This window comes from Novosphingobium aquae (genome assembly GCF_037572715.1).
In the GTDB taxonomy this organism is placed as follows: domain Bacteria; phylum Pseudomonadota; class Alphaproteobacteria; order Sphingomonadales; family Sphingomonadaceae; genus Novosphingobium; species Novosphingobium aquae.
Genome location: NZ_JBBHJY010000004.1, coordinates 66,826 through 90,529, shown reverse-complemented (window position 1 = coordinate 90,529; position 23,704 = coordinate 66,826). Strand labels below are relative to the sequence as shown.

Below are 23,704 nucleotides of genomic sequence, written 5' to 3'. Positions count from 1 at the left end.
CGGACGCTGAGCTGATTCCCGGCGTCCACCGGTTGAGCGGTCATGGCACAGCGCCCGAGGGGAGAGTCCCGTGCGATCTCGAGGGTAAGCTGCGAGGTTGCTTACCCTCACTTCTACCCTTACTGATTTCCTTAAGGGGGCTGGAATGAGCGAATTGCTGCTGTCTGATGAGCTCAAAGGGCTACTGGCGGGGATCTGCGACGAGCTTCTCACCTGCATTTTTAACAACCGCAAGGACAAGGGATCGAAGCGGCAGTTCCAGGATTGTCTGGCCGGATTTCGATACAAGCAATTCAGGGAGCTACTCGGGAAAACGGAAACCGCGACAGCCGAGAAGTCGCATACTGCTCATAGGATATTGTTTATCATTGAACCCGGAAAACCGGTAACTGAGGTCATTCCATACAGCGTCTTCGAGAGCGGCAATGGCCATGACGGGACAAAGCGTGTCCCGGTGACAGATTGGATCGAAAACCAAAGAACGGCCAATCCCAAATGGATCACGGCCTCCGAACTGCTACGAATCGCGCTTGGTTACGCGCCGGCCGCCCCACCCATCACGCCCTCAAAATCGGAACCGGCGGACCCGATTGACAATACCGCCACCGCCGCACCCGCGGCGGCTCCGCCCTTTGATCAATCAGCCGACGGCAAACCCAATAATGCGCAACCGAACAACGATTTTGTCTCCCAGCTGTTCACAATCAGGACCGATTGGCAGAAGTCGAATGTCCCCGATGGACAAGATCTGTCCCTCGACATCAAGTTCGGAACGGTGACGGAACAGTTTCTGCTCGGAAACGAACGTGTCGATATCGAGATAGCGATCCACCGACTGTACATCGACCTTAACCTGGATGGCGGACTGGCCCGGATCGATCCGGAGAGGCTTGCAAACGGCTGGTTCGAATACGAGCAGGACGGACCGAACCACCTGAAGATCGTTCCATTCAAAACCTGGAGAGGCGACGCCCCGCAATTCGAGCTCAACCGCGAAGAGCGCTCCACGCCGCTTGCCGGGCACTTCCGCTACTTCCCGCTGTGCAATATCCACCCGTTGCCGGGAGACAACCCGCGGATTGTTGCACACTTCAGGCTGCAAGGCATAAGACCCGAATTTCCCCCAACGGTCATCGATCAGCTTGAGGGCAGCGACCGCGCGAAAACCGAGGAAAATCTGCTGACCCGTTGGTTGAGCGACAAGATGCTGGAAAAAGAGAAAATCCTGCAAGGAAACTACCGGGGAAGTGACAGGGCGATAGGTGAAGGCACCGAACACGGGGACGGCGATGACGATTGACCTGCAACCAGCAATCGACGCCATTAAGCAAAGTCGCGGAAAGCGGATCCCGGATCGGCTGATCGCACTTGGCCTCGATCCGGCGACCGATTTTGCCGGCGGCGACTGGCGATACAGCGACTTCAGGAATTGCGACCTTGCCGGTTTCGATTTTCGCAATGCACGTCTGTTTGGCGCCGACTTCACGAGGGCAGATGTGAGCGGCACCGATTTTACCGGAGCCTTGGATGTCCACAAGGCGAGGCTGCATCTCGCCTCGAATTGGCAAGACGCGATCTTGACCGACGATCAGATCGTTTTGATCGAGACGCAGATCAGCGGACTGGACACCCGTCGGAGGACCAGTCTGGCTCCCCAGCAATGGGTGGCGCTGATCCGTGACGCGAGCGATTACAACGCTGCCGCCGCCCTGCTTGACGAAATGGATGCAACCTCGAATGCGCTGAACGCCTTTGCCTATACCGCTACCATCATGAAGGCGCGCAGCCTTGAAGATCGCGCTGATGCACGGCGTCGCGTTGATGAGTTTCTTGCGAAACAAGGTGAGCCGGATGTTGCCTTCTTCACTGAGGCGATGAGTCTCGCGATCAACGCCGAGCAGGCGAACAAGCTGTTCGCCGACATGAAGCGCAGGCGGCTGTTTCCCGACAAATACGCCTACAACAAGCTTATATCCAAACAGGAGAAATTCGACAAAGCTTTGCCGATTTATCAGCAGATGATTGACAATAGCATCGAAATTAATGAGTATACTGGCTACGCACTGTTCGACGTTATTGCGAACTTCGATCACGCGATCACCGTTTTGATCAAAATGCGTGAAAACGGAGTGTTTGTATTTACATATCAATTTATGAATGAGTTAGTCAAACAGTCACGATTGATTGAGTCCACTACTCGGCGAGTCCAAGAGCTTATCGATCTTGGTAAGAATCCAAGAGAGATTGTGCGAACGCTGATCATCGAGAAGGCGAAGGATCCATGGAGGTCGACCGCGCTCCAATCCCTCGGTCTCGATCCGCTTCCCGACCTATGGTCGATCGGCAAACAACCGCCGGGCTAAACAAAACCCTGACCAACACTGGAACCGCTCGGCCTTACTCCTCCCCCATCCGTAGCGCCGCGATAAACGCCTCTTGCGGGATCGATACATTGCCATACTCGCGCATCCTGGCTTCGCCCTTTTTTTTGCTTTTCCAGAAGTTTCTTTTTGCGGCTGATGCCGCCACCATGGCACTTGGCGGTCTCTTCCTTCCTCAGCGCCGCGATCGTCGCGCGCGATCACCTCGCCGCCGATCGCCGCCTTGATTGGGATCTTGAACAGGTGGCGCTGGATCAGGTCCTTCAGCCGCTCGCCCATGCCGCACCTGTGCTCGTCGGTTATTTTCCTGCGGCAATGCAACTTGCGGCCATCCCACGGTCACGGAGGCGCCGAGCTGGAGGCAGGTTTTTGCGATCCGCCTCTGTGTCCGAACACTCTCCAACGTCTGACCGTGCATGCATTCGCGCATTTCGCTTCGATGTTCGCAAACCACGACTTTCCAGCCATAGCGCTGGCCTGATATGCGACCCGAGAGCTGCCTTTGATTCATTAGAGCGGTTTCCACACGAACTGACTCGTCGGTGATTCCTTTTGCGGCGGCGTTGTGATTCAGACTTCCTGCTCGTGGCAGGAGGCCAGCGTGGATGGCACGAACACTTTCGCAGGATCTTCTGGACAGGGTTGTTGCCGCGATTGCCCGGATGCTGGGGGCTGGTGACTTGCCAACTGTGGAAGTCGGACGATCAAAACCGGCGGAACTAGAAAGTACCAGCCGCGCGCCCGCAGCCGCTTCGATCTGGGAGCGGGCGCAACCGGCGGCAGGAACGCTCGCGGAGACCTATTTGCGCTTCCGGGGTATTTGGCAAGACATAGTGGTAAGTTAGCGCCTTAGCGAGCATGAACGGCGCGGCTGGCAGATTGTTACTAACCCTTATCCATTTCGCGGTGTTCCCGGTGTTCCCGGTGTTCTGCCCCGGAAATCCGCCGTTTATCGGGAACACTCGGGCAATTGTTCCGGTGTTCCCGGTGTTCCGTCTGGGGATAGCTGAACCGAAGGCCTGACAAGCGGGCCAGCCGCGCATAGCATTTGATCGGGGATAGGCTGGCCAGCCGACAAGCGCACTTCCCATGCGCTTCCCCGCTCACCCTCTGGGAACCGCTCGGGAGGCGGCATGATGGAAGATTTTGACGGCGGCGCATCCGACGCAACGGACAGTGAACCGGACGACTATTTCGATCTTGATGTTGACTTGCTCAGTGACGACTGGGTGCCAGCCGGACAGGCCATGCGAGAAACCGTCGATCTATATCTGGGCGTTGTCGGAGATCGGGACCGCTCAGTTACTGACGCAATTGCGGCAATTAGGCATCGACTAGAGACTGGGGCGCTTTGGGCGCGCGCTGCGAGGTGGTCCGCTAGCCTAGAATACAGCGGAGTCGAAGCTGAGCTTCAAGATATCATGCGCGGCTATTCCATATCTGAAAAGGAAGCGGACGTTATCACAGCTTCTTTTTGGCAAAATCTAACAGAGGCGCAGAAGTGGGAAAACGATCCCCCGGAAACGAAATGGGTATCGGGCTGGACTCGGACTGATTGGATCGCAGGGGACATTGAATTCGATATAGATACGAAGGTTGTAAAGGGGCCGATGAAGTCGATGCATATGCAAGGGCGGGCTACAGGCCTTTGCTTTAACCGCGCGGGCCTGCCGGCCACGAAGCGATTGAACGACTGGATCCACCACCCGCAATCAACCGGCAAAAAGGCAAAGGGTCGACCAAAAGGCTCGGGAGGATGGCGAGATAGTGACGCTCGCATTGTCGAAAAAATGCGGGACTTAATTGCGAATAACCCAGAAATGACAACGCATTTTGCGGCTGGTGTCTATGCTGGCGAGGCTTCCGGAAGCGCCGAACTCAACACCAAACAGCGCCGACTTTGGCTTCGCTTCCGGGAGACCTATCCCTGCGAGTAACTACAAACTCGCAAAATCTCGCCATTACTTCACGATGACATAACCACCACACCCCCCGACAATCGGCCCTGTTCCCACATGGACTGGAGCCGACAATGCATCACAAACCCGAACCGCTAGCCTATTCGGTGGCGGACGCTGTGCGCGTTTCATCGCTGTGCAAATCGCAAATCTACAACCTAATTCGTGAAGGCCGACTTGAGAGCCGCAAGCTAGGCCGGCGCACCCTGATCCCAGCCGCGAGCTTGCGGGCGCTGATCGAAGGGGCTTCCTGAGCCATGCCCCAGAAAAGCAAAACCCCGGCGCGTAAGGCCGAGGTTTCACGCGATAGCTTTGCGGGCCTGTCGCACACTCACTCTAACTTCAGCGCATACCGGATGCAATTTCCGATTCTTGCCCTGCACTGTGGCCCCGATTGGCTGGTTATGTTTGCTGCTGCTGGATCTGGGGGATTGCCCGGATGATCGATCTGCAAGCCATCCGCCAGAACAACCCATTGCCGGCAATTGCGGGCAAGCTGGTGGAACTTCGCAAAGCGGGGGCCGAATTCAAGGCCTGTTGCCCGTTCCATGCGGACCGCTCCCCTAGCTTCACCATATTCAGCGGCGGGCAGCGGTTCCATTGCTTTGGCTGCGGCGCGGCTGGTGACGTGCTCGACTTTGTGCAGCGCGCCTATGCGGTATCGCTTCCCGAGGCTGCCCGAATGCTGGGGGCCGGTGACGTGCCACAAGTGCCGATCCCGAGGCTGAAACCTTCGGAACTAGAAAAGGGCAACCGCTCTGCCGCGGCCTTGGCGGTCTGGAACCGGGCGCACCCGGCGGCTGGAACGCCCGCTGAGGCCTATCTGCGCTTCCGGGGCATCGCTCCCCCATATCCAGCCGCGCTGCGCTTCCTGCGCCTTCTCTGCGGTAAAATAGGGGTAACCTCTTGCCTGATTTGCGCGGTGCAGGACGTGAACGGCGAGGTTACGGGTATCCAGCGCATATTCCTTGCCCCTGACGGGCTGGGCAAAGCCGATATCCCCAAGCCCAAGCTATCGCTCGGGACGGTGAAGGGCGGAGCAATCCGGCTGGGCGATCTGGACGGCTCGGGGAGGCTGATCGTTTGCGAAGGGCCAGAGGATGGCCTGTCGCTGGCGCAGATGCTGGGGAAACCTGTCTGGGTATCGGGCGGCACCACGTTTCTGCCTGCAATGCAGTTTCCCCCCGAGGTGCGATCGATCCTGATCGGCGCGGACAATGACGGGGCGGGGCGCGAGGCTGCCGATAAGGCTGCGCAGGCCTTCGCCGGGCGCGGGCTGTCCGTTCGCATCATCCGGCCCCTTGCGGGCTTCAAAGACTTCAACGACGAATTGAGGGGTGCTCATCATGGCCGCTAATCCGAAAATGAATGAGCGAGCCGAGGCGTTTGACCCTTGGCCGGACCCGATCACGCTACGCGATGAACTGCCCCCGGTGCGGGCCTTCAGCTTGGATCTGTTGCCGAGCCAATTGCGCGGCTGGGTGCAGGACATTTCCGAACGCATGAACTGTCCGCCTGATCTGGTAGCAATCCCCGCCATGGTTTGTGCCGGGGCATTGATCGGCAGGCGCATTGGCATCCGGCCCCAGCGGCGCACGTCATGGCTGGAGGTGGGCAACCTCTGGGGCTGCGTTGTCGCTCGCCCCGGTAGCATGAAGAGTCCAGCCGCGAGCGAAGCGCTGGCCCCGATGCGCCGGATAGAAGCGCAGGCGGGTGAAGCAAACCGGGACGCGCTTTCGCGGTTCAAGGTGGCCGAGGCGCTGCACAAGTTGGAACGGGACGAGGCGCTAGGACAGGCAAAACGGGCGCTCAAGAATGGGGGCGGAACCGATGCGGCAATATCTGCACTTGCAGCGGTTGCCGATCTTGAACCCCCAGCGGAGCGGCGGCACTTCACCAGCGATGCCACGGTGGAAAAGCTGGGTGAGATTTGCGCCGCGAACCCTTTCGGCATCATGGTGCACCGGGACGAACTGACTGCGCTTTTTGACGATCTGGACCAACCGGAAAAAGCATCGGCAAAGGGTTTCTTCCTGTCCGGCTGGGGCGGGAATGAGGGCTATACCTTTGACCGCATTGGGCGCGGGACCGTGCATATTGCGGCGGTCAACCTGTCGGTATGCGGCACAACCCAGCCGGCGCGGCTGGCCGGTTACGTGCGAGAGAACTTCCGGCGCTATGATGATGGCATGGTGCAGCGCCTCCAGTTGCTTGCATGGCCCGATTTTACGGGCGAGTTTCGGGAGGCTGATCGCTTCCCAGACACCGAGGCGCGCAAGCTGGCGCACGAATGCTATCGTGATCTGGCAACACTGGACGCGCGCGAGATCGGCGCGACATGGGACGAATTCGACGGGCCGGACGCGGTGCCTTACCTTCGGTTTGCCGAGGATGCGCAGGACGTGTTTTCCGAATGGCGCGGCGGGCTGGAGTATCGCTTGCGGGGCGATGACCTGTCGCCGGCGATGCTTTCGCACCTCTCAAAATATCGAGGTCTTGTCCCCCGGCTCGCGCTGATCTGTCATCTCGCCAACAACGCCTTTGGTCCGGTTTCACTGGAGGCAGTCAGGCAGGCGATCGCTTGGGCCGAATATCTGGAGACCCATGCGGCTCGGGCTTACGCATCAACCACGCTGGACAATGCCGAGGCAGCGCGGGCGATCTGGAGGCACGTTCGCAAGGAGGGCGATTTGTCCCAGCCATTCACGCAAAGGGAAATCCATCGCAAACGCTGGTCTGGCCTGACTGACAAAGACCGGCTCGCGGCTGGACTGACAGCCTTGTGTGAGGCCGATTGGCTGCGCGCGATCGATGCAGAACCGGGCAGCCAAGGCGGGCGACCGTCAACCACCTATCACATCAACCCCAAGGCCTTGCGGCGCTGATATGTCCCCCAAGGTCACTGACAAAACCGACAAAACCCCTGTTCTGTCAGTTTTGTCAGTGCGTCCGGGGAGGGGGCGGCCAATTAACGCAGCAATACGCGCGCCGCGCGCGCGAGATGGCCCTAGTAAGATCCAACGGAAGGTAAACCCATGACGGCACGAAAGAGCAAACCCAAGGCGGTGGACCCAGCCGCATCCTCTGGAGCCGATAAGGACCGAGGATCGCCAACCGCAATTCCCGATCCACTAAAGGCCGCAAAAACTCTGATTGGCCCTTCAACCCGGCACGGACAGGCCTTCGCCCAGCTGTTGAAGGCGAACCTTGAAGGCGCTGCCTGGGCTCCCGACGCGAGCGACTATGGTGACGCTATCTTTTTGAGGGCAAGCAATGCTGAGGCGGGCGATCTGCGTTTTGCGAGCCGCCTGCTCGCCGCGCAAGCGACCACCCTTGACGGTGTTTTTACTGAGATGGTTCGCCGCATGGCGCTCAACATGGGCGATTATCTGGGGGCGACCGAGACCTATGCCCGAATTGCCATGAAAGCGCAGGCGGGCTGCCGGGCCACGCTAGCTGAACTGGCAAAACTGCACCAGCCGCGCGAGCAAACCGTGCGGCACGTTCACGTCAATGAAGGTGGGCAAGCCGTGATTACCGATGAATTCCACCATCACACCGGGGGGCAAAAAAATGGACAATCAAGCGGACAACCCCATGCAACCGGAACCGGCGCGGCTGGCAAAAGCCCCGCGCTGTCTGGCCCGGACCCGATCGGGCAACCCGTGCCAGTCGCCGGCGATCAAGGGGGCCAAGCGGTGCCGAATGCACGGGGGCAAAGGCAGCGGCGCACCTGAGGGCAATCGCAACGCATGGAAGCATGGCGGGCGGTCTTGGGAGACTGCGGCGGCGCACAACCGCATACGGGAGCTGTGCAGGTTGATCGATGACTTAGGAAAAAATGAATTGAATTAGTGTGATTGTGCGATGCTGACGAGAAACCAATCCATTGGATTGGTTGGTCGTGCTCGAGCTCGAGGGCTCTTGCGGTCGAATGTCGTCACCGCTTGATGCAAACCCCGTACATCCTGCCGGATTCCTTGAGGCACATACTGCCGACTTCGCAGTCGGTGTTGAATGAGCATTGCGCGCCGCTCTCCTTGCGAGAGGTGTCGCGCCACTTGTAGGGATCGCGGTTCTCGCGCGGCGGCTCGCCGGGGGACATCCCGCCGACGCAGACGCCTTCAAGGCGACCGGCTTGCTTCATGCACTTGGAGCCGATGTTGCAGTCGGTGTTGAAGTTGCAGGCGAGAGCGGTGGCCGGCGCCAAGATCAATGCGATTGCGATGAAACTCTTCATGCCAGTCTCCCTTGGAAGTTGGTCTACGTTGTCTTCCGCGAAGTCCCTTTGCCTGACCCGTTGCGTGCGGTAGGGTCAACCTGATCCTGGAGGCCATCCATGCTAATCAACAAGCTCACATCCTTGTTCGATGAGGTTTCATGGAACACAGATTCCGCATTTAGAAGTTCAATCTACAAGATTGACGCGACTTTTGTATCTCGCGGTTCTCTGTCGGGCTCGGATACGAAGGATTATTTTGAAATAACACCTTCAATTGGAGACTATCAACTTGTCGTTACGACCGAAGGTCTGAATATTAATAGCGTATTTAATTCAAGTATTACTGTAAAAATTACGAATTCGTTTGGGGAAGTTTTGCTAAGCGAAGATCTTTTGGGGCCAGACATTTTTACTGACTCGATAACGTTTCATTCGAACACGGCTGCAACACCCTATTATGTTGAGATTTCTAGTTTCGTAAGCGTCAATTACCGGGCGACATTAAACGTGATCGCCCCCACAAACTCGGCTCCGATTGTTTCAAATCCAATTCCGGATCAATCCTCCCTCGAAGATTCACCGTGGACTTTCCAGTTCGCGTCAAACACTTTTTTCGACGCCAACGGCGATGCCCTTTTTTATGCTGCGTCGCAAAGCAATGGCGGAGCATTGCCCAGTTGGCTTACATTCAATGGAGCAACGCGGACTTTTTCCGGTACCCCACCACCGAACACGAACGGCTTCATCGACCTTACTATTTTTGCAACAGATGGAATCGCGAGCACTACTGATACGTTCCGACTTACCGTTCAGGCAGTTAACGATGCACCGGTTGCGATCACGGACAACATTGGGGCCTTCAGAAACATACCGATTGCGATCTCGGTTCTGCTTAACGACGCAGACGTCGATAACGACAGCATTGCAGTGACGGTTGCGAGCAATCCTGCTCATGGTGCAGCTGTTGCAAATCCGAATGGTACCATCACCTACACGCCATCTAATGGATATGTGGGCCTAGATTCATTCGCTTACTCTGTTTCCGATGGGCATGGAGGGACGGCCACCGCGACCGTCAACGTGCAAGTCACCACGATTCCAGACGGTGCAGGGCTGAGGCTTGTCGCGGCAAATGCATTCGCGGCATCCCTTGGCGGCAATGGCACGGTCATCGGAACCAATGCATTCCAAGACATAACCGTGCCAAATCTACCCGCCTCTTTGTCCTTCGATGGCTCGTTTAGTAGAGGCGGTGACGTGGTGCGGCTGCCAGGAAATGCCGCGTCATACTCGATCATGACCTCCGGCTCGTTTGCCGTCTTGACCGATGGCGACACAAGGGTTTCAATTCCTATCGGCACTGCGGGAATGGCTATCGTCTTCGCGGATGGTCCTAGAACCTTGCTGTATGATGTTAGCCTAGGGAGTCCGCGGCTGGGAAATGAGTCTTTCGGATCAACATCGCTGAGCGTGACCGCTCCGCCTGATGGCAGCACAATACCAACTGGCGTTGATTCTGACGCTTCAGGCCGGCTCATTTTCGTCACAGCAAACGACGCCACCTTCGGGGGGAAGGCGACTGTGCTTGGCACGAACGGCGCTGAGCACATTACTCTCACAGGAGGCGCAATATCTCTCGATGGTTCGTTCAGTCGAGGAGGTGACGTACTGACTCTTGGAGGGTCCCCGAGCAGCTACAGTGCATATATTTCCGGGTCGTTCCTCGTGCTGAACTCTTCCGTCTCAAGCGCAACGATCCCAATTGGCACGGCAGGGATGCTGCTTGATTTCCCGGGTGCGGATGACCGGATGCTGCGCTTTGATGTGCAGAGTGGCAGCGTGAAGATTGGCACTCAAACCATTACGAGTACCAGCCTGGGAGCGGCCGAAACCCTCGACGGTCTTCAATCTTCCGCCGCAGTTTCATCACACCTTGTGGGGTTGGATCATTTTGCATTCGGATGAGGATAGGTCGGGTATTCGCGAGCTATGCCGGATGATCGATCGATTAGAATGAGAGGGGCAGGCCCGGAGCCTTGATCCGTTCCAAGGTGAAGCTTTCGCCCCCGAGTTCCAGCATGTTCAATTGCCCCGCCTTCCATGAAGCTAGCGGGTCAAAAACGAAGATCGCCTTGGCCTTCGCTTCCGGCGCTTGACTGATATCCAAAGCCTTGACGATCGCCGCATTGATGGAGGTTGGATCTGGGGTAACAGCCTGCACAACAATCGTTCGATCGCCCATCGTCATGCCAAAATCGAACGTGTGCTGCCGGTTCTTGCCGGTCACCTTGAAGTCCGGCCGCCCTTCCGGGAATCGAAGGCGAAGCGCTTCCTTCACTTCCTTGTCTAGCGGACGTGACACGCCAACGTCTGCCCTTTCGATCATGAAGGTCGCTGCACGGAATGATGCATCGGCAGTTAGCGCAATCGCAATCGCCACTTTCGCAAGCGGGAAATGATCTCGGAACACCCTGCCTTCGTTCGAGACGTTGAAACCTGTCTCGCGCAACATGCTGCGAAGGCGCGGGGTCTTGGAGAACGTGAGTCCATGCCGCGCGATTTCGTCAAACGCTGCGCCACCATCATGCAAGAAAAGCTGATCGCCGCGTGGCTGAATGTGAATGCGAATAGCCAGCCCGCTCGGCATGATGGTGTCTGCCAAAACGGAGCAGCCGTCTGCGTGCTCTCTAAAGAGACGCCCTTGGCAGATCGCTTCCCGGATGAGCCGCCATTCCATTAGAAAAGATTTTCCCTCTTCGGCCATTCGAAGGGCCAGGATGGCAACCCTATGCCTAGTCGATCAAGAAACCAAGGAAAGGCTTCGTCACGGGTGGCGATGATGCCGACCAAGCTTTCCGCCGTTGCAAGGTTCTTTGGCAGGCCCCCCTTGCTTGGCCGATTGACGGGCCACGGATGCCAGTGCGGCGCCGGAATCAGCTCGCCTTGTTTTCGATCGAAGTGCTCCAGCGATAGACACAACCTGCTTACGCACGTGGGAGCAAGCAGGTTCATGACCAAGTAGCTTTCGTTATCCAACATGACGGTCATCTCGAGATGCACGTTGGACACTCGGCCATCGACGGTGATCGGCAGATAGCATCTGCGCTCATTAAGGCGGCTGGTTCGGGACTCCCAGTCCGGCAATGCCGGCAGCGTCTTCGCTGGGGCGGCTAGAAACAGGTCTACGTCGTCTCGCGTCACCAGCTTCCCCCTTGCGCGGTTCTATTCGCAGGATTGCCGGCAAGATTGCAACTTACTTTGAGCATAGATAACCAAGGAAGTGCAGCACTTGCCGCGCCACTATGTGGGGCACTATGTGGGGAAGAATTCGGGGCACTGGCAGAATGCCGCGCAATTTCGCCATTTCTGGGCAGAAAATGGATGCCCCGCGAGGAATCTAACTTGATTTTCCCCGAACTTCGCTAACCTTCGCTATTCTGCGTGCTTGCAATGGCAAGCCTTGGTATTATGTTTCCCTTACGTTCTCTCGCATTCGCTTACTGCCAGGCCATAGTGTGGGAACGATTGAGGGCACGATATTGGGCGACCTAACCGCCAAGTTCATAGAGAAGGCCAAGCCGGGGCGGTATGCTGACGGCGGTGGCCTGTATCTTCTGGTCAAGCCCACTGGCGGCAGGTTTTGGGTTCTGCGGGTGCAGGTGGGCGGTAAGCGCCGTGACTTCGGGCTTGGTTCCGTTGAAACCCGCGCCCTGCGTGATCGTTCGGACATCGGGAATGATATTCCGCTGGAACAGCGTCAGCAAACTGACGCTGGACGAAGCGCGCGAACTGGCTGCCCGTATGCGCAATGTCGCGCAGGCCGGGGGCGATCCTTCGGCGGAGCCTAAGCGGGACAAGACACCGCCTCCCACGTTTGCGGAGGCAACTGAGGCAACGCACAAGGCGTTGGCGAAGGACTGGTCGGACAGGACCGCTGACGCCTTTCTGGCCTCGCTCAAGGAACATGCTTTCCCGGTGCTGGGCCGCGTTCGTGTTGATGCAAGGTGCTGGACTTCTCAAAGGCTATGCATTGGCGGGATTCGGAAGTGCCCCGCAAGTCTGTCGCTACGCTGATCGGCAAGAGTGTGAAGGGCGGGAGCTTCGCCGCAATGCCTTATGCAGAGGTTCCGGCCTTCTACGATGATTTGCACGGCAAGGCGGAAACGGTGGGGTCTGGCCCTCATGCTTATGTTGGCGACGGCCTGCCGCAATGGCGAGGCGCGTGAAGCGCGCTGGAAGCATATCGACTGGGACAAGCGCGAATGGAACCGGCCTGGTGCCTTGATGCGCAAATCTGGCGAGGCTCAAATGCGTTGTTGGTTCGGCGTTCTTGCGGGATTTTTGAGCAGGGAAGAGCGGGCAAGCGGCCTGCTGGTTTCGTAAAGTCCATACTCGCTGCGTGGCGTGTTCGGTCTACGCAATCCAGATCCGATCAGGAACAAAAGCGCCCGCCTCGGGACTAATGAGACGAGCGTTTCGTTGGTCTGACGCGTGTGGACCGTTTCCGTGCCTATTCGTACCCTTCTTATACGCAAGCAGCTGAAAAGGCCTGTGTCATTTCGGTACGTGGGATGCCCGCATGTAGTTGGGGGGCGGCCTTGCGTCCCCAATCTGGGCTAGTTTAGCAACAATGCACCCCGTCGCTCGCGATTGCCCCGCTCTCTTATCCATTGAGGAAACGACTCTTCACTCCATTCGAGCGAACGATATGTGACCAGTGCAACATCAAGGAAGGCAAGTATCAATTTTCTGTCCAGATTCATTTTGGCCTCGAACCCGGAGCCATCTATCAGCGTCAAAGCCGCAGCTTCTTTGCCGCCCGCAATCTTGATCGTCTGACATAGCGACGGCTTGGCATCCTTCGGAATTTGCACGGGAGGAAGCGGGTTTGCCTCTCGTGCGATCCTCAAGGCCTCTTGCTCGAACGACAGAGTCAGGTCCTTGGGCAGTCCACTCCTGACGTTGGCTTCGGCTCGTTTTGAGAGGTCGGGAACGAGTCGGTCGGTCAAGCGGCGGGTTAGGTGGATGGATAATAGCGCGCCGCCATCGTCGATCACATCAAGCCTGATGCGATCCTCATTGAGGTCCGCAACCATGGTGAAGGTCTTTATGAGAAAGCCGGTTTGTTCCATTGTTCCTGTCCATTTGATTGCTCTAGGGCTTGCTCGATGTCGGCAGTGAAGGGGAGTAGTGGTGGGACTAAGCTGCCACTTTCCATCTACCGCGATCCTGCTCCAATGTCAGGCGGGCATTACCTCCCACTTGGTCAGAATTGACCAGTCGTCCGATAATGTCACGGATCTGTGCATTGCCCTCATTTAACTCCCTGTAGATTGCGCGAATAAACCGATCTGCAATTTTGGGCTGGGAACCTTGCTTTTCCCACAACGTGACGGTCTGAGTCTCATTGCCAAGCATCGTGGCAAGCGTGGCTCGGCTCAGGCGCATCTCTTGCCGCAGGAAGCGCAATTCTGTGCCGGTCAGCCTTCCACTCTTGTTGACGATCCCATGCGCGATGGCACGGTGCAGGCCCTCTATGTCATGGATGGCGATTCCCGTCCCATCGGGAGTGTGTTCATTATAGCCATTCGCCAGCCACACGTTTGGAAGGCCGCATTCCCGATAATGATAAATGCTCGCCTCCTAAAACACCTTGATACCCGGTTGGGAGCTTCAATCGCCACCGATTCACTTACAATCTCGCGTGAAGGCGAGTTGTAACCTGCTCTGGGGAAACAATTTGCTGCTACATTCGTTCCCGAGCATTGTGCGTGCCGATCACTTAGGCACTGTCCTGCGCAATTACGCGAAGGACTTGGCTATGTTGCGCTAACGCGTGGTTTATTCGTGTTGGTAGGTGGGGACCTCTTCGCTCGTGGGCAGACGGTGCATCACAAGGCGCTGGTCGGGGCCATGGATCGGCGTCGGGCAGGAAAGTGCCCTATCGTCTTCTAGGTGACCTTCCTCCTCCGCATCGATTGGCTTGTCGTCGCAAGCGGCGTGTGGGTCACTGATCGGGCAGCCGGGGCCGTGCAAATGGATTGGCCAGTTGTGATGGTAGGTGTCATCTTCTGCGTCGGAGCCGTCCAGTTCGTCGCCATTTGGCTCAATGTCCGGGTCACCGGCCACCGTGTCGAGCCGGTCCATCAGCATTTCGACAACGCCTTCAAGCTCGTGGCGGGTGAGCCTTGGCAGGGCCTGCGAAAACAAGGCGAGAGGGGGAAGCGCTGCCGCGCCTCCCCGTGCGTGCATCATTGCCATGGTCACGCCTCCCCCAGTATCTTGGCGGCAATGTGAGCGGCCTCTCGGGATGCCTCGCAATCGTCTGCCAGCGCGCAACAAGCGATCACCTGCCGCATTGCCTTGCACTTGGTCGCGGCTGGAAGGGCGGCGAGGATGCCAAGCACAAGGGCAAGCTCGGGCGTGCGGGTTATGGAAGGGACTTTCGCCCCCTCCGGTGTCGGGAATTGGATGATCTGGCCCATGATCACGCCCCCAAGCCTGCGAAGGTCGCGGAGCGCGCCGATCAGAATGCGTGCGGCAAAGTCAAAGGTTGCCTCGCGTTCGATCAGGGCGGCAAGGTTTTCGTCATGGGCGTCGGCGTCTCGTCCTGCCGGTGGTCCGTTGAATGCGCCAGAGCCGTCCACAGGTTCACCTCGACTTCGCGGGTGGTGGTTGCCTCGGTGCTGCAAATCAGGGCCGCGGCGGGATCCATAATTGCCCGGTGCCTGCGCTCCGCCTCGTCGTCGTCAGGTGAGGTGCGGTTGCATTCAACGCGGGCCTGCTTGATGCGATCCTGTGCGGCAAGAATTGGTGTGGTGTGCGCAATGGGCGCATTGGTGCTATTGGTGTTCATAGTCTCTGCCCTATCCTTCAGGGTTTGCGATCAGGGCCGGGGTTGAAGGTTGCTGCCTTCGCCTCGGTCCGCCTAGGCAAGTTGCCCAAGTGATACTATTCGTATCATCGTCGTTTCGCTTGCGTCAAGCAACAGTTGATACTATTCGTATCACTATGACGCCGCAACAATCCCGCATGGCTCGCGCCGCCCTTGGATGGTCGCTCGATGAATTTGCCGCTCAAGCCGGTGTTGGCCGGGTGACAGTGGCTAGGTTCGAGTCTGGCGGGCCGCTGTCGCCAGATAGCCTTCTCAAGCTGGAAATCGCGCTCACGAATGGCGGGGCGCAGATGATCGATCAGGCGGGGCGGGTCGGCGTAACCGTGCCGAAGGCCTAACCTGCTTGTCAATTGACAGCGAGCGCTCCTGACTCCAGCTAATGACTATGCACATGCGACTTCCTTTACAGACCCTGCAAGCGTCCTGATCGGCCTCGGGGCAATGGTGGCGCTTTTAGGGACCCCCTAGGGGAGTGCCCCCTCCGACTTCAGATCCCATGATGAGTAGATAGCGGCCTGCGCTGTGGCAGAGTGAGGTTGCTACAAAACTCACTTTGGAGATCAGCATGCCTGTGAAGACTATGACCCGAACCGAGCTGCCCGCCGCGATCCGTGTCGACCTTGGCGCGATCTTCGTTTCTTTGGAACTGAGTAAGTCGACCTGGCTGATAACGTCGCTCGCGCCGGGCTATGGGCTACAGCAAGGGTTGTCACACATAGAGTAATCGCGGGGTTGGTGACACCGGCGCGGTTTCGATGCGTTGGAGGGGTGGTTGCCCCCCGGTAGGATGAAATACGGGCTCACGATTGACACCGGGCCCAGCATCAAACGGGAGACAACCACGAATGAGTCTATCGGCCTCGACGTGTCTTTGAAAGATACCTTCATCTCGGTGCGCGAAGGCGGCCAGCGGATCTGGCGCGGCAAATGCCCTCTGATCCCAAGCTGATAGCACAGGTCGTCCGCAAACGTGCCGCACGCGGAACGTGTCGTGTTCGAGACGGGACCCCTGTCGGTCCTGGTTCTATCATGGACTGCAGCTGGAAGGCTTGCCGGCGATTTGCATTGATGCCCGCCACGCCAAGGCGGCTCTGGATATGGCGCGGAACAAGACCGACGCGAATGACGCGGACGGCCTTGCGCATCTTGCCGAGGCGGGCTTTTACCGCGAGGTGCGGGTCAAGAGCTTCGACAGCACGCTGACTTGCACGCTGGTCGCAGCGCGCACTCGACTACTCAAGATGACAATCCAGCTGTCTAACCAGATCCGCGGCTTGATGAAGACGTTCGGCTTGGTCGTTCCCGAAGGTGCCCGACAAACGGTATTGACGACGCGACCAAAGCCTCAGGCGCAACAGCCTCGCTCACCATCTCATCTACGATGGCGCGATCGTAGATCGAAGAACGGTGCTTGGAGCGCCCCTTGACGGGGCCGCGATTAAACGACGACTTTTCATCATCGCTACCATGTCGTCTGGGCACCGAAGTACCGGTACAAGGTGCTCATCGGTGATGTGCGCCTCAGGGTGCGCGAGATTATCCGGCAGGTTTGCTCGGAGATGGGCGTGACGATCATCAATGGCGCGCTGTCTCGTGATCACGTCCATATGTTCGTGGAAATCCCGCCACATGTTTCGGTCAGCGACTTCGTGCGCCGCGCCAAGGGCCGCTCGTCGCGCACGATCCAGCAAGAGTTCGAGCACATCTGCAAACGCTCTTATGTTCGTTATCGACTAACTGAGGCATAATTTTTTCCTTCCGCCGGTTGTGACGAAATCAATCGAGGATAGCCGGTGCACAAAGTTGGAGACAGGGCATCTAGACGGCGGTTGGCATACTCCGCTCAAGCGGACGTTCGATGTGACTGTTGCCGGCCTTGGCATCCTCGTGCCGTCCCCGCTGATCGCGCTCGACGCGCTGCTCATCGTCCTCGAGGATCGCGGCCCGGTGCTCTTCGTGCAGAAGCGCATGGGCCTGTCGAACACGTTTTTCTCGATACTCAAGTTCCGGTCGATGCGGGTGGCCCAGCTCGACGACAACGGAGATGTTTCGACCGCGCGAGGCGATGTGCGGATTACCCGCATCGGATCCCTTCATCCGCCGCACCTCGCTCGATGAATTGCCGCAACTGTTCAACGTGCTGCTGGGTGACATGTCGATCGTCGGCCCACGCCCGCACGCGATTGGCAGTCTGGCTGGCGAAAAGACCTTCTGGGAAGTCGATTCGCACTATTGGCTGCGCCATGCGCTCAAGCTGGGTTTGACCGGACTGAGCCAGGTACGCGGGCTGCGCGGGGCGACCGATCATGAATCGGACCTGCAGGACCGCCTCCATTCGGATCGGGAATATCTGAACGGTTGGTCGATCTGGCGCGATGTGGCCATCGTCTTCGGGACGATCCGGGCGCTCGTTCACGACTGGGCCTATTGAGCGGCCAGCAGGAGATCAGCCCCAGTCGTTGCAATGCGGATCGGCACCCACGACCTGCCGCCGCAGCGAGGCCCGGGCCAGCCGTTCAATCTCCGCCTTGCGCCGCGCGGCATTGAGCCCGAGATCGGGTGCGGGGCGCAGGAATTCGGCGTCATACCCGTCAGCGATGATCAAACCGCAGCGATCAGGCAGGAAGTCGGCGGTTTCCATGCATTCGCGGTCTAGGTGATGTGACAGGCCCCAATAGAACCGGTCGCAATGGTCAAGGTAATCGGTCCATTTGCCGTCACCCAGCAGGTCGGCCTTGCTCACCTTGATCTCAACGATGATCACCCGGCCCTTGGCGTCGATCCCCATAAGGTCGGCTCGGCGATTGGATCGTAGCGGCATTTCGGGCAGGCACCAGATATCGTTGCGGGCAAACAGCCGGCAAATGCCGCGCGCCACGGCCAGCGCGGTGCGCTGTTCAAAGAGTGATTCGGCAGGCGCGGGCAGGCTCATGCCGCCAGCTTAGGAACAGACCAGGAACCTTGCAAGCCGCTTCAGAACGGGCGGCGCATGTCCCGGGCTTTCGGTGCCAGCGCCAGCAAGGCCGAGCGCGCGGTCATGAATTCCTGCCACAAGCTCAGCGCGGCGGTGCGCGAATCGATCCCCCGGGCATGCACCGAAAGCAGCGCGCCGATTCCGGTCTCCATGATCGCCGACAAGTCATCCACGCCTTGCCCGGCCATTTCGCGCTGCCAGCCTCCGGCATCGCGAATCACTGCCGGGAAATTGCGCAGTTCGGCTGTCATCGGCTCGGGAGCGATCCCGGCCAGTGTGGCGACGATGCCGGCAGCGTCATGCAGCGCGGACCATTTCATGCCCATGGAGCTGGCGGAGGCCTGGCCGAACGAGGCACGGCCTGATCCGGCGAGCGCCGGGGCAGTGGCTGATCCGGCAAATGGGGAGAGCGTTCCAGTCATGCTTGCCCCTTACGGCATAGCCCCTTGCAAAATTGCTAAGGCGATGCGGACGGTGTGCGATTGCGCTTTCGCTTTGCGCACGGCCCGCCATGATGCCGACAAGCGCTGCGGCATGATCCGAGGCATTTGGGGGGAATGACATGGCATCGGGCGAAGTTCTGGCCTTGGGCGAATGGAAGCGGCACGGGTGGAACATTCCCGCCTGTCTGGCTGGCATGATGCTGGTGTCGGTCCACAACTATGCACTTGGCGCGATGGTCCTGCCGCTGGAGCGCGAATTCGGCTGGTCGCGGTCAGAGATTACCGCCGGCCATTTCTTCCCCTCCATGGCGGCAATCATTCTGGCCCCGCTGGTGGGCATCGCGATTGACCGTCTGGGCGCGCGGCGGATTGCGCTCGCGGGCGTGCCGGCGTTTTGCCTGTGTTTGGCGGCCCTGTCGCTGGCCGGGCCGTCGATCACTTCGTGGCTGGTGCTCTATTTCCTGCTCGGCGTGGCATCGATGCTGATTTTTCCAACGGTATGGACCACCGCCGTCAACGTCCGCTTTGACCGCAATCGGGGCAAGGCCTTGGCGGTCACGCTGGTCGGGACGGGGGTCTCGGCCACTTTCGTGCCGACACTGACGACCGTGCTGATTGCCGAGGAAGGGTGGAGAACCGCATACCAAGTGCTGGCGCTCGGTTCCTTCGCCATCGTTTTTCCGCTGGTCTGGTTCCTCTTCGCCCGCGACGAACAGCGCGGCGCTGGGGCGGGGCACGCGGCCCATGCCAAGCCGATGGTGGCGGAACTGCTGTCCGCGCGGTTCCTCAAGCTGGCCGGAGCGGCCTTCGCTTTCGGCCTTGCAGTTTCGGCTGTCACGACCAACGCCGTGCCGATACTGCGCGCCGAAGGGCTCGATCCGCTGGCCGCTGCCAAAGTCGCCGGGCTGATCGGCATGGGATCGATGATCGGCAGGTTGCTGGGCGGGGTGATGCTCGATCACCTCGAGGCGCGTTACGTGGCGGCGGGATCGATGCTGCTGCCGGTCGCCGCCATCGCCATCCTGCTGGGATCACAAGGTGACGCGGCGAGCGCCGGGGCGGCCTGTTTCCTCGTCGGCCTGAGCGCCGGGGCGGAGTACGACGCCTGCGCCTATCTCGCCGCGCGGCACTTTGGCGTAAAGCGCTTCGGTGCGCTGTTCGGCACGATTGGCGGCATCCTGCTGGCGGCCAACGGCATGGCGCCGGCGCTGTCAAACCTCGTCTATGACCTGTCGAACAGCTACGATATCGTCCTATGGACAATGCTGCCGTTGCTTGCGCTGACCGGCGCGCTGTTCCTCGCAATGGGCACCTATCCTGCCGATCCGGACGGGCTGGCATTGGCAAAAGATTAGCTCTGGCAACGCCGCCCGCCCTCTGCTAACCGCGCAGCCATGCACCCGTAGCTCAGCTGGATAGAGTGACGCCCTCCGAAGGCGTAGGCCACTGGTTCGAATCCAGTCGGGTGCACCATCACTCCACCAAACGATAATCCCTGAACCGCTCGCGCAGGTCTTTCTTGCTGATCTTGCCGGTGCCGGTGTGGGGCAGGTCGTCGACGAATTCGACCGCGTCGGGGAGCCACCATTTGGCGACCTTTGCGGCAAGGAATTCGCGGATGTCGTCTGCTGTGGCTTCACTCCCCGGCTTGCGCACCACAACGAGGATCGGGCGTTCGTCCCACTTGGGGTGAACGATCCCGATGGCTGCGGCTTCGGCCACGGCGGGGTGTCCGATGGCGGCATTTTCCAGCTCGACCGAGCTGATCCATTCGCCGCCAGACTTGATCACGTCCTTGGTACGGTCGGTCAGTTGCAGTGTGCCATCGGGGTGGATCACTGCGACATCGCCGGTGTCGAACCACTGGTCGGGGGCGAGCGCGGCATCCTCCTCGGCCTTGAAGTAGCGCTTGATCACCCATGGCCCGCGCACCTGCAGCGCGCCCGATGTCTTGCCGTCACGCGGCAGCACGCGTTCGGGATCGCTGAGGTCAAGGCAGCGCAGTTCAACGCCAAAGGGCACGCGACCCTGCATGACCTTGGCACGGACCTGCTCGTCAAAGGTCATGTCGTCCCAGTTCCACGGCTTGGTGCCGGTGGTGCCGATGGGCGAGGTTTCGGTCATGCCCCAGGCATGGGCGACGTTGATCCCCAGCCGCATGAAGCGTTCGATCATCGTGCGCGGCATGGCGGAGCCGCCGCAGATTATGTGGCGCAGCCGGCCGAGCTCCCCGCCGTGGGTGTCGAGGTGCTGGAACAGCGCGAGCCACACCGTGGGAACGCCGGCGGAATGGGTCACGCCCTCGTTCTGGATGAGCTCGCAGAGCACCTTGCCGTCGTTCACGGCGGAGAAGATGAACTTCACTCCGCAGGCCGCGCCGCCCCATGGCAGTCCCCAACTGGCGGCGTGGAACATCGGCACGATGGGCAGCATCACCGTGCGCGCATCGAAGTCGAAGATCGACGGCTGCACGCTGGTCAGCGCATGGAGCATGGTCGAGCGGTGAGTGTAGAGCACGCCCTTGGGATGGCCGGTCGTGCCGCTGGTATAGCAGAGCATGCAGGGGTCGCGCTCATCGCCGAGGTCCCAGGTCGTTTCGCCGTCCTCGGGTGCGATCCAGTCCTGGAAGGCGGGGGCGTGGGCGGAAGAATCGAAGCAGATGTAATGTTTGATCGTCGGCCAGCGGGGCTTCATCCGGTCGATGATCGGCTGGAACACCGCGTCATAGAACAGGACGCGATCCTCGGCATGATTGACGATATAGTCGAGCTGGTCGTCGAACAGGCGCGGGTTGATCGTGTGGAGCACCCCGCCGACGCCGACCGCGCCGTACCAGGTGATCAGGTGGCGGTGATGGTTCATCGCCAGCGTGGCGATCCGCTCGCCCTTGCTTATGCCAAGTTTGCGAAGCGCCTGCACCATCCTCAGCGCATCGTGCCGGATGCCGGCCCAGGTGGTGCGCGTCTCGCTTCCATCGGCCCAGCGCGTCACCAGTTCACGCGTGCCATGTTCGCGCGCCGCGTGGTCGACGATATGCTCGACCCGCATTTCCCAATCTTGCATCCCGCCCAGCACGTGCATTTTCCTCTCCTGCCCTCGTTGGGGCTAAAGCGCCTCCACTCTTATCCGTTCGATTGAGAGCGTGGCAATCTTCCATCCGTCTTGTTCGCGGACATAGGTCTCGTGATAGAAACCGAAACCCTGCATCAGGGCAAAGGGCGTCCCGGGCGGCATGAAGAGTCGGTCGGTCATCGCCCAAGTGGCACGGGCGGTGCCGGGCCCGGTGACCTCGATCTCGGCCTGGTGGCCCTGATGGACACTGGTGATGCCGGCCTTGGCGAAAGCGCCCGAGACCCAGTTGTCGCGTCCTTTGAGCACGATGTTCATCGCCGGCATGAAGTCGATTCCGCTCTTGGGATCGGCGCAGCAGCCGCGATAGTCGAGCCGGCAATCGGCGGCGAGGATCGAGCGGACGAGATCGCCGTCCTCCGTATCGACGCCGCGGAAGTAGGCGGCTTTGACGTTGCGCACGGCCTCGATTGCCGCCAGCCGTTCGGGCTCGGTCATGCGGCGAAGCCGTCAGCGAGAAACCTCTCTCCCAGCGCGGCGAGCAGGGCGGAGCCGATCGGCATGGCGCCTTCGTCGATCATCATGCGGGTGGAGTGGATGCCGCAGCAACTGGCCCAGTTGTCGCCTTGCGGCGCGACGCCGAGGAAGAACATCGCACCTGGTACTTTTTCGAGGACATAGGCGAAATCCTCCGCGCCCATAATCGGGTCGGCAAGGCGCTGGAAGCTATCCTGCCCGAGCATGTCGCGCGACACCTTCTCGCCGAAATCGACCGCCGCGGCGTCGCAGATCGTCACCGGGAAGCCTTCAAGAATAGTGACTTTGGCGCTCAGCCCGTGCGCTCCCGCAATGCCGACCGCGAGCAATTCCACCGCATCGCGCAGCCGGGCGCGGCTGGCATGGGAGAGCGAGCGCATCGTGCCTTTCAGCACCGCGCGGTCAGGGATCACGTTGTGTGCCGATCCTGCGGAGACACTCGCCACGGTGATGACCACGGGGTCGTGGACGTTGAATTGGCGGGTGACCATTGCCTGCAGGGCCATGACGATCTCAGCCGCGACGGGGATCGGATCCCGCGTCTGGTGCGGCATCGATGCGTGGCCGCCCGCGCCCTCGACAAAGATCTCGAGCTGGTCGGCGGCGGCGAGCAGCGGCCCGGTGCGGCCGGCGATCACGCCGTGCGGCGCATTGGGCATGATGTGGAGGGCAAAGGCAGCGTGTGGCAGTGGATCAATCAGCCCGTCATCGAGCATGAAGCGCGCGCCATGCCAGCCTTCCTCGCCCGGCTGGAACATGAACTGCACCTCGCCTGCAAAGGCGCTGCGACGCTCGCACAAAAGGCGTGCAGCACCGACAAGCATGGCCGTGTGGGCATCGTGTCCGCAGGCGTGCATCGCGCCTTCGACTTTCGAGGCGAAATCGAGCCCGGTCTCCTCGGGCATGGGCAGGGCATCCATGTCACCGCGCAGGAGGACTCGCCGCCCGGCTCCAGCCTCGCCTTTCAGCGTTGCAACCATTCCGGTGGTCGAAGGACCTTGCCGCCATTCCAGCGGCAGTCCGGCGAGCGCGGCGCGCACCTTGTCGCAGGTCTTGGGGGTGTGCAGACCCAGCTCCGGATCGGCATGGATTGCGCGGCGTAGCGCGACGATCTCGGGTTCGATGGAGCGGGCTTGGTCAAGGATGTCGCGTGTGAGCATGGCGGCATGATAGCCGCCCTTATGCTGCTGTCGAGAGACCGCCTGAGCCGGGCATTTCAGATAAG

At 59.7% G+C, this 23,704-nt stretch carries 27 protein-coding genes, 1 tRNA gene and 4 pseudogenes; 18 read left to right on the top strand and 14 right to left on the bottom strand.

The features are described from left to right. The first annotated feature begins 145 nt into the window (after positions 1-145). Positions 146-1,300, top strand: a complete 1,155-nt coding sequence (locus tag WG900_RS09535; RefSeq protein ID WP_339966647.1) for a hypothetical protein — start codon at positions 146-148, stop codon at positions 1,298-1,300. Then, the gene (locus WG900_RS09530; RefSeq protein WP_339966645.1) at positions 1,290-2,363 is read left to right on the top strand and encodes a pentapeptide repeat-containing protein; all 1,074 of its coding nucleotides are present in this window, start codon (positions 1,290-1,292) and stop codon (positions 2,361-2,363) included. Before WG900_RS09535 ends, WG900_RS09530 begins: the two co-directional genes overlap by 11 nt. A 34-nt stretch (positions 2,364-2,397) precedes the next feature. Here WG900_RS09530 and WG900_RS09525 read toward each other — a convergent pair. After that, positions 2,398-2,660, bottom strand: a pseudogene (locus WG900_RS09525) (elongation factor 4); the annotation flags it as partial. Between the two features lie 326 nt (positions 2,661-2,986). Between WG900_RS09525 and WG900_RS20270 the strand changes: the two are divergent. The 7 genes from WG900_RS20270 to WG900_RS20210 all read left to right on the top strand — a co-directional run bounded on the left by WG900_RS20270 (position 2,987) and on the right by WG900_RS20210 (position 8,194). Beyond that, entirely contained in the window at positions 2,987-3,226 is a 240-nt protein-coding gene (locus tag WG900_RS20270; RefSeq protein WP_465263028.1) for a DUF7146 domain-containing protein, read from the top strand. Positions 3,227-3,514: 288 nt separating this feature from the next. Then, positions 3,515-4,318, top strand: a complete 804-nt coding sequence (locus WG900_RS09520; protein ID WP_339966643.1) for a hypothetical protein — start codon at positions 3,515-3,517, stop codon at positions 4,316-4,318. Between the two features lie 95 nt (positions 4,319-4,413). Further along, on the top strand, positions 4,414-4,593 hold the full coding sequence (locus tag WG900_RS09515) for a helix-turn-helix domain-containing protein (RefSeq protein WP_339966642.1): 180 nt from the start codon (positions 4,414-4,416) through the stop codon (positions 4,591-4,593). A gap of 185 nt (positions 4,594-4,778) precedes the next feature. After that, the gene (locus WG900_RS09510; RefSeq protein WP_339966640.1) at positions 4,779-5,696 is read left to right on the top strand and encodes a DUF7146 domain-containing protein; all 918 of its coding nucleotides are present in this window, start codon (positions 4,779-4,781) and stop codon (positions 5,694-5,696) included. Positions 5,697-5,703: 7 nt separating this feature from the next. Further along, positions 5,704-7,224: a YfjI family protein gene (locus WG900_RS09505; RefSeq protein WP_339966639.1), complete on the top strand. Its 1,521-nt coding sequence runs from the start codon at positions 5,704-5,706 to the stop codon at positions 7,222-7,224. A gap of 150 nt (positions 7,225-7,374) precedes the next feature. Then, a complete protein-coding gene (locus WG900_RS09500; RefSeq protein WP_339966637.1) occupies positions 7,375-8,076 on the top strand; it encodes a hypothetical protein in 702 nt (233 codons plus the stop codon). After that, complete coding sequence (locus WG900_RS20210) at positions 7,979-8,194, top strand: HGGxSTG domain-containing protein (RefSeq protein ID WP_417597555.1); 216 nt, start codon at positions 7,979-7,981, stop codon at positions 8,192-8,194. The genes WG900_RS09500 and WG900_RS20210 overlap by 98 nt, the downstream gene beginning before the upstream one ends. Positions 8,195-8,279: 85 nt before the next feature. Here WG900_RS20210 and WG900_RS09495 read toward each other — a convergent pair whose 3' ends face one another. Continuing rightward, positions 8,280-8,579 carry a hypothetical protein gene (locus WG900_RS09495; protein ID WP_339966636.1) on the bottom strand — a complete coding sequence of 100 codons (300 nt, stop codon included), beginning with the start codon at positions 8,577-8,579 and terminating at the stop codon, positions 8,280-8,282. 99 nt (positions 8,580-8,678) lie between these two features. Here WG900_RS09495 and WG900_RS09490 point away from each other — a divergent pair, with 99 nt between their 5' ends. Beyond that, entirely contained in the window at positions 8,679-10,526 is a 1,848-nt protein-coding gene (locus tag WG900_RS09490; RefSeq protein ID WP_339966635.1) for a tandem-95 repeat protein, read from the top strand. A 43-nt stretch (positions 10,527-10,569) separates the two neighbouring features. Here WG900_RS09490 and WG900_RS09485 read toward each other — a convergent pair whose 3' ends face one another. After that, positions 10,570-11,325 (bottom strand): hypothetical protein, encoded by a 756-nt coding sequence (locus WG900_RS09485; RefSeq protein ID WP_339966634.1) that lies wholly within the window; start codon positions 11,323-11,325, stop codon positions 10,570-10,572. Further along, on the bottom strand, positions 11,298-11,762 hold the full coding sequence (locus tag WG900_RS09480) for a hypothetical protein (RefSeq protein ID WP_339966633.1): 465 nt from the start codon (positions 11,760-11,762) through the stop codon (positions 11,298-11,300). The genes WG900_RS09485 and WG900_RS09480 overlap by 28 nt, the downstream gene beginning before the upstream one ends. A gap of 314 nt (positions 11,763-12,076) precedes the next feature. On the opposite strand from WG900_RS09480, the gene WG900_RS20205 reads away from it, so the two are divergent. After that, a complete protein-coding gene (locus WG900_RS20205) occupies positions 12,077-12,409 on the top strand; it encodes an Arm DNA-binding domain-containing protein (protein WP_417597423.1) in 333 nt (110 codons plus the stop codon). A gap of 198 nt (positions 12,410-12,607) precedes the next feature. After that, positions 12,608-12,787, top strand: a complete 180-nt coding sequence (locus tag WG900_RS09470) for a hypothetical protein (protein WP_339966630.1) — start codon at positions 12,608-12,610, stop codon at positions 12,785-12,787. 390 nt (positions 12,788-13,177) lie between these two features. On the opposite strand, the gene WG900_RS09465 is transcribed toward WG900_RS09470, so the two are convergent. The 5 genes from WG900_RS09465 to WG900_RS09445 all read right to left on the bottom strand — a co-directional run bounded on the left by WG900_RS09465 (position 13,178) and on the right by WG900_RS09445 (position 15,417). Further along, the gene (locus WG900_RS09465) at positions 13,178-13,693 is read right to left on the bottom strand and encodes a hypothetical protein (RefSeq protein ID WP_339966629.1); all 516 of its coding nucleotides are present in this window, start codon (positions 13,691-13,693) and stop codon (positions 13,178-13,180) included. Between the two features lie 67 nt (positions 13,694-13,760). Next, complete coding sequence (locus tag WG900_RS09460; RefSeq protein WP_339966627.1) at positions 13,761-14,162, bottom strand: helix-turn-helix domain-containing protein; 402 nt, start codon at positions 14,160-14,162, stop codon at positions 13,761-13,763. Positions 14,163-14,402: 240 nt separating this feature from the next. After that, a complete protein-coding gene (locus tag WG900_RS09455; protein ID WP_339966625.1) occupies positions 14,403-14,822 on the bottom strand; it encodes a hypothetical protein in 420 nt (139 codons plus the stop codon). A gap of 2 nt (positions 14,823-14,824) precedes the next feature. Next, the gene (locus WG900_RS09450) at positions 14,825-15,046 is read right to left on the bottom strand and encodes a hypothetical protein (protein ID WP_339966623.1); all 222 of its coding nucleotides are present in this window, start codon (positions 15,044-15,046) and stop codon (positions 14,825-14,827) included. Positions 15,047-15,129: 83 nt separating this feature from the next. Next, on the bottom strand, positions 15,130-15,417 hold the full coding sequence (locus WG900_RS09445; protein WP_339966622.1) for a hypothetical protein: 288 nt from the start codon (positions 15,415-15,417) through the stop codon (positions 15,130-15,132). A 155-nt stretch (positions 15,418-15,572) separates the two neighbouring features. Between WG900_RS09445 and WG900_RS09440 the strand changes: the two genes are divergently transcribed. The 4 genes and pseudogenes from WG900_RS09440 to WG900_RS09425 form a co-directional block, all read left to right on the top strand. Further along, positions 15,573-15,794 carry a helix-turn-helix domain-containing protein gene (locus tag WG900_RS09440; RefSeq protein WP_339966621.1) on the top strand — a complete coding sequence of 74 codons (222 nt, stop codon included), beginning with the start codon at positions 15,573-15,575 and terminating at the stop codon, positions 15,792-15,794. A gap of 449 nt (positions 15,795-16,243) precedes the next feature. Next, positions 16,244-16,760, top strand: a pseudogene (locus WG900_RS09435) (IS110 family transposase); the annotation flags it as partial. Positions 16,761-16,901: 141 nt separating this feature from the next. Then, positions 16,902-17,171, top strand: a pseudogene (gene tnpA, locus WG900_RS09430) (IS200/IS605 family transposase); the annotation flags it as partial. Between the two features lie 127 nt (positions 17,172-17,298). Further along, positions 17,299-17,887 (top strand): annotated as a pseudogene (locus WG900_RS09425) (sugar transferase); the annotation flags it as partial. Positions 17,888-17,902: 15 nt separating this feature from the next. On the opposite strand, the gene WG900_RS09420 reads toward WG900_RS09425, so the two are convergent. Together WG900_RS09420 and WG900_RS09415 are read right to left on the bottom strand one after the other, a co-directional pair. Beyond that, positions 17,903-18,388: an MmcB family DNA repair protein gene (locus tag WG900_RS09420; RefSeq protein ID WP_339966620.1), complete on the bottom strand. Its 486-nt coding sequence runs from the start codon at positions 18,386-18,388 to the stop codon at positions 17,903-17,905. Positions 18,389-18,429: 41 nt separating this feature from the next. After that, a complete protein-coding gene (locus WG900_RS09415) occupies positions 18,430-18,852 on the bottom strand; it encodes a hypothetical protein (RefSeq protein WP_339966618.1) in 423 nt (140 codons plus the stop codon). Between the two features lie 140 nt (positions 18,853-18,992). Here WG900_RS09415 and WG900_RS09410 point away from each other — a divergent pair, with 140 nt between their 5' ends. Together WG900_RS09410 and WG900_RS09405 are read left to right on the top strand one after the other, a co-directional pair. Next, on the top strand, positions 18,993-20,228 hold the full coding sequence (locus tag WG900_RS09410) for an MFS transporter (RefSeq protein WP_339966617.1): 1,236 nt from the start codon (positions 18,993-18,995) through the stop codon (positions 20,226-20,228). A 41-nt stretch (positions 20,229-20,269) separates the two neighbouring features. Then, positions 20,270-20,346, top strand: a tRNA-Arg gene (locus WG900_RS09405). Here WG900_RS09405 and WG900_RS09400 read toward each other — a convergent pair. Genes WG900_RS09400 through WG900_RS09390 form a run of 3 tightly spaced genes read right to left on the bottom strand, consistent with a single transcriptional unit; the run spans position 20,347 to position 23,639 of the window. Next, entirely contained in the window at positions 20,347-21,954 is a 1,608-nt protein-coding gene (locus WG900_RS09400) for a long-chain fatty acid--CoA ligase (RefSeq protein ID WP_339966616.1), read from the bottom strand. It abuts the tRNA gene before it with no gap. Between the two features lie 24 nt (positions 21,955-21,978). Further along, positions 21,979-22,440 (bottom strand): nuclear transport factor 2 family protein, encoded by a 462-nt coding sequence (locus WG900_RS09395; RefSeq protein ID WP_339966615.1) that lies wholly within the window; start codon positions 22,438-22,440, stop codon positions 21,979-21,981. Then, complete coding sequence (locus tag WG900_RS09390; RefSeq protein ID WP_339966614.1) at positions 22,437-23,639, bottom strand: M20 metallopeptidase family protein; 1,203 nt, start codon at positions 23,637-23,639, stop codon at positions 22,437-22,439. The genes WG900_RS09395 and WG900_RS09390 overlap by 4 nt, the downstream gene beginning before the upstream one ends. Positions 23,640-23,704: the final 65 nt, after the last annotated feature.